Origin of the sequence: Streptomyces sp. NPDC026672, from assembly GCF_040638185.1 — a bacterium.
Classification (GTDB): domain Bacteria; phylum Actinomycetota; class Actinomycetes; order Streptomycetales; family Streptomycetaceae; genus Streptomyces.
Genome location: NZ_JBEZXS010000046.1, coordinates 63,092 through 69,238, shown reverse-complemented (window position 1 = coordinate 69,238; position 6,147 = coordinate 63,092). Strand labels below are relative to the sequence as shown.

Below are 6,147 nucleotides of genomic sequence, written 5' to 3'. Positions count from 1 at the left end.
GCCCTCGTACTGGATGTACTCGGGCGTTCCGACAACGCGGCGAGTGTGCGTGCCAGGCGTCGCGGGCCAGGCGGGACTTTCGAAACACGCCCTAGACGGCCAGCCGGGGTGGGAACCGTGTCCTGGCGTTCACGGTGTGGGCCCGCATGACGTGCAGGGCGCGGTCCTCGTCGCGGGCGGCGAAGGCGGCGATCAGCTCGCGGTGTTCCGTCCATGCCTCGTGGGCGATCGGCGTGTAGTAGCGGCGCACCTTGCGTTCCACGCGTGCGGCCAGCTCCGCGAGCACGGCGTTCCCGGCCAGCTCCATGACGTACGCGTGGAAGGCGGCGTTCGCCATCACCACGCCGTCCACGTCGTCCGCGGCCAGCGCGGCCTCGCCCGTCGTGCACAGCTCGTCGAGGCGTTCCAGATCCGCGCTGGACGGGGCGGTCGCGGCCAGTCGGGCGGCCTCGGTCTCCAGCAGGGTACGGACGACGAACAGCTGGTCGGTCTCCTCCCCGGTGGGCTCGTGGACGAAGGCGCCCTGAGCGGGACGCAGGTCCACCCAGCCCTCGGTGTTCAGCCGCTGGAGCGCCTCGCGCACGGGTTGCCGGGAGACCCCGAGCCGACTCGCCAGCTCGGTCTCGACCAGACGCTGGCCGGGGAGCAGCGAGCGGGTGCTGATCAGCTCCAGCAGGGCGTCGTAGACCCGGTCGCGCATCGGTTCGGGCCGCACCAGCCTCGGTACGGTTCCTTGCGGCAGCCCGTTGAACAACATGTCGGCCCCCAACCTCTCTCGGGATGCACGGGCATTATCGCGGTCGGCCGTGGAGCCGGACCACCCGGGCGAACGTCTTCACGCACCGCCCCTCGTACATCGGGGCCATCCATGGCGGATATGGGGTGTTATGGAAGTGCGGGCATGAGGGGCAGTCGGCAAGTTGTGGCTGCCGGAGCCGAGGCTCGCTGTTTCCGCTCGACCCCGGCGTGGGGTGACCTAGAGCAGGTGTCGCAGGCCCTGCGTCCAGTACTTGTGACCGGAGTGACCGGAGTAACCCGAGGTGTTGATGTTGTGGGTGATGTTGCCGACGGAGAAGTTGAACAGCCCGCCGCAGCCCAGGAGGCAGTAGCCGGGGGTCGGAACGGGCGGCGTCGGGGCGGACGTGACCTGGACGGTCGTGGTGCTGTTGGAGGCGTCGCACTCCTCGTTGCCGTTGTAGGCGGCGGTGATGGTGTGCGTGCCGGTCGTGCTGAACGTGGCCGTGTAGCCGGCCTGGCCGTTGACGCTCACGGGCACGGTGTCGAGCAGGGTGCCGCCGTCGAAGAACGTCACGCCGAGCCCGCCGGAGGGGTCGGCGGTGCAGTCGACGGTCGCCGTCAACTGCACCGGATCGCCCACCTCGGTGGACTGCGGAGCGGCCGTCACCGTCGTGCTCGACGGTACGGCCCAGGCGGGCGAGGCCATCCCGAGCACGGCGGCCAGCGCCGCGGCGACGGCGAATTTCCCTCTGCGTGGTGTGATTCTCACCGGTTCAGCTCCTTGTTTCTGTCTCCGGGCCCGCAGGTCGCGGGCACCGTGAAGCTTCACGCTATGGCGATCTTTTTGCCTTCGAGGGAGGCGGCGCCCACAAGCAACCCGGTTGGATCAGCGGCCAGGACCGGTCGTCGGGCAGCCGAGTGGGGGAGCGGCACAAGGGGCTGGACGAGGTGAGTGCGGCGGCTCCTTTCCCCGTCGTCCGGGTGTCAGATGCTTGGCGGGGCGACGCGCGTGTAGGTGAGCCCGGGACTGGTGCCGCCCGCCGTGGTGACGGTCACGGTGACCGGCCCGGCGGACCCCGCGGGCGCCACCGCCGTGATCTGCGTGTTCGACACGACGGTGAACGAGGCCGGCGTGCCGCCGAAGGTGACGGCCGATGCGGTGGCCAGGTTGGTGCCGATGAGGGTGACCACGGTGCCCGCGGACGTCGGACCGACGTTGGGCAGCAGCGACGTCAGGGTGGGCGCGGCCACATAGGCGAAGGCGACGGGGTTGCTCGTGCCGCCCGGGGTGACCACCGTGATCGGTGCACTGCCCGTCCCCGGTGGGGCGGTGGCCGTGATCTGCGTCGCCGACACCACCGTGAAGGAGGTGGCGTTGGTGGCACCGAAGCGGACGGCACTGGCGTTGAGCAGATCGTTTCCGGTCAGGGTCACCACCACGCCCCCCGCCGTCGGGCTCTGGTTGGGACTGGCGCCGGTGAGGACGGGTGGCGAGGCGTAGAAGAAGAAGGCGTCCGGGGCGCTGGTGCCGCCCGGTGTCGTGACGGCCACCACGGCGGCCCCGGCGCTCCCGCCGGGTGTCACGGCGGTGATCTGGGTGGCCGAGTTCACGGTGAACGACGTCGCCGGGACCCCGGCGAAGGTGACCGCCGTGGCCCCCGTGAACCCGGTTCCCGTCAGGGTGACGCTGGTGCCGCCCGCCGTCGGACCGCTGCCGGGCGACACCCCGGTGACGGCCGGCACCTGGGCGACGACATAGGTGAACGTGACCGAGTTGCTGTTGCCGGTGGGATGGAGGACCGTCACCGCGGCGGCGCCCGCGGCGCGGGGCGGGCTGACCGCGGTGATCTGGGTGGCCGAATTGACGGTGAAGGACGTGGCGTTGGTACTGCCGAACCGGACGCCGGTGGACCCCGTCATCCCGGTGCCGGTGATGGTGACGGAGGTGCCCCCGGTGGTGGGGCCTTGCGAGGGATTGATGGCACTGATCGTGGGCGGCATGAGGACGCTCCTATGGCAGCCTGGGCGAAGCCCGGGGTGACGCGGATGCCGAATCCGGGCCGGGGGTACCGCCGCCTCTGGGGCGCCGGTGGATGAGAGCCGTCCGACCACGCGGGATCACGTGACCGGACGGCTGACAGGGAGACGACTACCGCTCGTTGAGCGGCGGCCGGGACGGGCTGCCGCCCGGTGTGCACCGGGCGGCAGCGTGGACGGGGGTCAGATGCCGGGACCCGCGACGTAGGTGAACGCGCCGGCGGCCGTGTCGGAGCCGGCCGGGTTGGTCACCACCACGTCGACCGCGCCCGCGGTGCCGGGCGGGGTCACCGCCGAGACCGTGGTGGAGTTCACCACGGAGAACGGCGCCGGGTTGCCGTCGAACGTGACGGACTCGGTGGAGGCGAGGTTGGTGCCGGTGATGGTGACACCGGTGCCGCCGGACGTCGGACCGGAGGTCGGTGCGACGCTGGTCACGCTGGGAACGTCCACGTAGGTGTAGGACAGTCCGTTGTTGGTGCCGCCCGCGGTGGTCACGCTCACTCCGACGGGACCCGCCGCCGCGCCCGCCGGCACGGTGACGGTGATCTGGGTGTCGGAGACGATCGTCGGCGTGGCGTTGTTGGCGCCGAACGACACGCTGGTGGCCGTCGCCAGCCCCACGCCGTTGATGGTGACCGTGTTGCCGCCGGCCAGGGGGCCGGAGGTGGGGCCGAGCGAGGCCTTGAACGGGGCCCCGACGTAGAAGAACGGGATCGGGTTGCTGGTGCCGCCCGGGGTGGTCACGGTCACCCCGACCACGCCGGTGCCCGAGGGCGACACGGCCGTGACCTGGGTCGGCGAGACGTTGGTGACGCTGGTGGCCGGCTTGGTGCCGAAGGTGACGGCGGTCGTGCCGGACAGGTTCGTACCGGTGATGGTCACCAGCGTGCCGCCGCCGGTGGATCCCTGGTTCGGGGAAATGGGCATGGAGAGACTCCTCGCTGACAGGTCTGGGACAGAGGACACAGCGGAACCGGGGGACCGCGGGGCCGGCCTCGTGGAGGCCCCTCACGGGAGGGCGTACGGCTCGATCGCGCCGCCGGATCAACGGAGTTCCCTCGTTGGCGCACAAAGGAAGAACCGGCAGACGCCGCCCTATATCGTGATCCCCGGTCTTGGGATGGGCGGCCCACCGGTTCGCTGCTTCAAGTACTCCACATGGAGGCGTCTCTGACAAGGCGTCATATCACGGCATCACCCGGACGGAGGAGCGCGTCAGGGTGGGGGTTCGTGTACTACCGGCGTACGCCGGAGAGCCCCGTGCGGGGTGGAGGAGAGCCGCTTCCGGAGGCAAAAAAATGAGCCGGCCGGCACCGCGCGAGCGGTACCGGCCGACGATCCAACCCCCTCGGGGGTGCCCATCGTGATCCCGGTGGACCTGCACCCTCCCCACGTGTGGAGGGCGACAGCCCACACCGGTACCACGCTCCCCGAGCGGTACGGGCTGCCCATTGGTTGGATACGTACAGTCACGCAGGGTCAGGACATATGCCACAAGGCCCAGGCCGTGGTTGTCACCCGATCGGACGAGCGTGCGGGTTCGGGCCGTCGTGGGCCGTTTCCCGAGGTGGTGGCAGGGGCATCAATCGGCAGCGGTGCCGAATCGTCGTGGACTTCCTCGGCGCCGTGACACACCGTGACACATCGTGACCGCGGTGACCGCGGTGACCGTCCCGGCCGGGCCCCCGTCCGGGCTCAGTCCCAGGACGGAACCAGGCCCTCCGGGAAGCGGGCGCCGTGGCCGCCACGCGGAAGGATCTCGGCGATCCGCTTCAGGTCGTCGTCGGTGAGGTCGAGCGAGGCCGCCGCGACGTTCTCGGCGACACGCGCGGCGCTGCGGGTCCCGGGGATCGGCACGATGTCCTCGCCCTGGGCGAGCACCCAGGCCAGCGCCAGCTGGGACACCGTCGCGCCCTTGTCGGCGGCCAGCCGGGCGAGCCGGGCCGTCGCCTCGGTGTTGCGCTCGAAGTTGCCGGGCTGCCACCGCGGGTCCCGGCTGCGCATGTCGTCCTCGGGGTACTGGTCGGCGGGTCTGGCGGTGCCGGTGAGGAAGCCGCGGCCGAGCGGGGAGTAGGGCACGAAGCCGATCCCGAGTTCGCGCAGCACGGGGAAGAGGATCTCCACGTCGCGTTCGAACAGCGAGTACTCGGTCTGGAGCACGGAGACCGGCTGGACCGCGTGGGCGCGGCGGATCGTGTTCTCGCCGGCCTCGCTCAGCCCGAAGTAGCGCACCTTGCCCGCGTCGATGAACTCCTTCACGGTGCCGGCGACGTCCTCGATGGGCACCTCGGGGTCGGGCCGGTGCTGGTAGAGCACGTCGATGTGGTCGGTGCCCAGGAACCGCAGCGAGTTCTCGACCACCTCCCGGATGTGCTCGGGCCTGCTGTCGACACCGAAGTCGCTGGTGAAGCCGAACTTGGTGGCGATCGTCACCTCGTCCCGGAAGGGGGCCACGGCGGCGCCCACGACACGTTCGTTCTCGCCCCAGCCGTACAGCTCGGCGGTGTCGAACATCGTCACGCCGAGGTCGTGTGCCCGCCGGATGGCGTCGGCGCCGCCCGCGGGGTCGGCGTCGCCGTAGGCGATCGAGATGCCCATGGCACCGAATCCGATCTCGGTGACCTCGAGACCCTGCCGGCCGAGCCTGCGCTTGTGCAGTCGTTCGTTCGTCATACTGGCACTGTAGGCCATGAATGGCAGACTCTGCCATTCATGGCCGACTAGACTCGCCGCATGACGGATGTGGCCCCGATCCCCCTGCGCCAGCACGCGCGTGACGCCGTGCGCCGACAGATCGCCGTGACCGCGATCGACCTGTTCGAGGAGCACGGGTTCGCCCATGTGACCGTCGGCGACATCGTGAAGGCGGCCGGCACCTCGGCGAGGACCTTCCACCGGTACTTCTCGTCCAAGGAGGACACGGTCCTGGTCGACGCGGCCGCCAACGGCGAGCTCGTGCGGCGGGAGCTGGAGCGGTGCGGCGACCTTGAGCCCTGGCCCGCGCTGCGCCGGGCGCTGCGACCGCTGGTGGAGATCACCGAGAACGACGACGACGGCTCGCTGCGTGCGATGCGGGTGCTGCTGAGCGAGTCGTCGCTGCGGGCCCGCAGCACCCAGAAGCACCAGGAGTGGGCGGAGTTCCTGATGCCCGTGCTGCGGTCGAACACGGGGGTCGGCGGCACGCAGGCCCGGGCCCTGGTGCTCAGCGCGCTGTCGTGCTTCGACGCCGCCCTGGAGGAGTGGGTCGCCGAGGACGGCGCCCGCTCGCTCGCGACCTTCGTGGACGACGCGTTCGCGTCGGTCGGTTACCGCTGGGCGTCATCGGCCGAGGCCGTCCCCGATCGGCCCTGATCAGCCCTGATCGGTCCC

Annotated in this window: 6 protein-coding genes; 1 reads left to right on the top strand and 5 read right to left on the bottom strand. The window is 70.8% G+C overall.

The annotated features are described in order from the left end of the window. Positions 1 to 91: 91 nt before the first annotated feature. From AB0F77_RS36075 to AB0F77_RS36055, 5 genes are all read right to left on the bottom strand, one after another. Complete coding sequence (locus AB0F77_RS36075; protein WP_361956657.1) at positions 92 to 757, bottom strand: GntR family transcriptional regulator; 666 nt, start codon at positions 755 to 757, stop codon at positions 92 to 94. 219 nt (positions 758 to 976) lie between these two features. Continuing rightward, on the bottom strand, positions 977 to 1,507 hold the full coding sequence (locus tag AB0F77_RS36070; RefSeq protein WP_361956654.1) for an Ig-like domain-containing protein: 531 nt from the start codon (positions 1,505 to 1,507) through the stop codon (positions 977 to 979). Between the two features lie 215 nt (positions 1,508 to 1,722). Next, complete coding sequence (locus AB0F77_RS36065) at positions 1,723 to 2,739, bottom strand: IPT/TIG domain-containing protein (protein ID WP_361956651.1); 1,017 nt, start codon at positions 2,737 to 2,739, stop codon at positions 1,723 to 1,725. A 219-nt stretch (positions 2,740 to 2,958) separates the two neighbouring features. After that, the gene (locus tag AB0F77_RS36060) at positions 2,959 to 3,705 is read right to left on the bottom strand and encodes an IPT/TIG domain-containing protein (RefSeq protein ID WP_361956648.1); all 747 of its coding nucleotides are present in this window, start codon (positions 3,703 to 3,705) and stop codon (positions 2,959 to 2,961) included. A gap of 768 nt (positions 3,706 to 4,473) precedes the next feature. Further along, the gene (locus tag AB0F77_RS36055) at positions 4,474 to 5,451 is read right to left on the bottom strand and encodes an aldo/keto reductase (RefSeq protein ID WP_361956645.1); all 978 of its coding nucleotides are present in this window, start codon (positions 5,449 to 5,451) and stop codon (positions 4,474 to 4,476) included. A 60-nt stretch (positions 5,452 to 5,511) separates the two neighbouring features. Between AB0F77_RS36055 and AB0F77_RS36050 the strand changes: the two genes are divergently transcribed. Next, on the top strand, positions 5,512 to 6,129 hold the full coding sequence (locus tag AB0F77_RS36050) for a TetR family transcriptional regulator (RefSeq protein WP_361956642.1): 618 nt from the start codon (positions 5,512 to 5,514) through the stop codon (positions 6,127 to 6,129). Positions 6,130 to 6,147: the final 18 nt, after the last annotated feature.

What these genes read in the sequence shown, in the direction of transcription:
- AB0F77_RS36050 (WP_361956642.1), top strand. Translation starts at nt 5,512, where the DNA reads ATGACGGATGTGGCCCCGATCCCCCTGCGCCAGCACGCGCGTGACGCC.
- AB0F77_RS36055 (WP_361956645.1), bottom strand. Translation starts at nt 5,451, where the DNA reads ATGACGAACGAACGACTGCACAAGCGCAGGCTCGGCCGGCAGGGTCTC.
- AB0F77_RS36065 (WP_361956651.1), bottom strand. Translation starts at nt 2,739, where the DNA reads ATGCCGCCCACGATCAGTGCCATCAATCCCTCGCAAGGCCCCACCACC.
- AB0F77_RS36075 (WP_361956657.1), bottom strand. Translation starts at nt 757, where the DNA reads ATGTTGTTCAACGGGCTGCCGCAAGGAACCGTACCGAGGCTGGTGCGG.
- AB0F77_RS36060 (WP_361956648.1), bottom strand. Translation starts at nt 3,705, where the DNA reads ATGCCCATTTCCCCGAACCAGGGATCCACCGGCGGCGGCACGCTGGTG.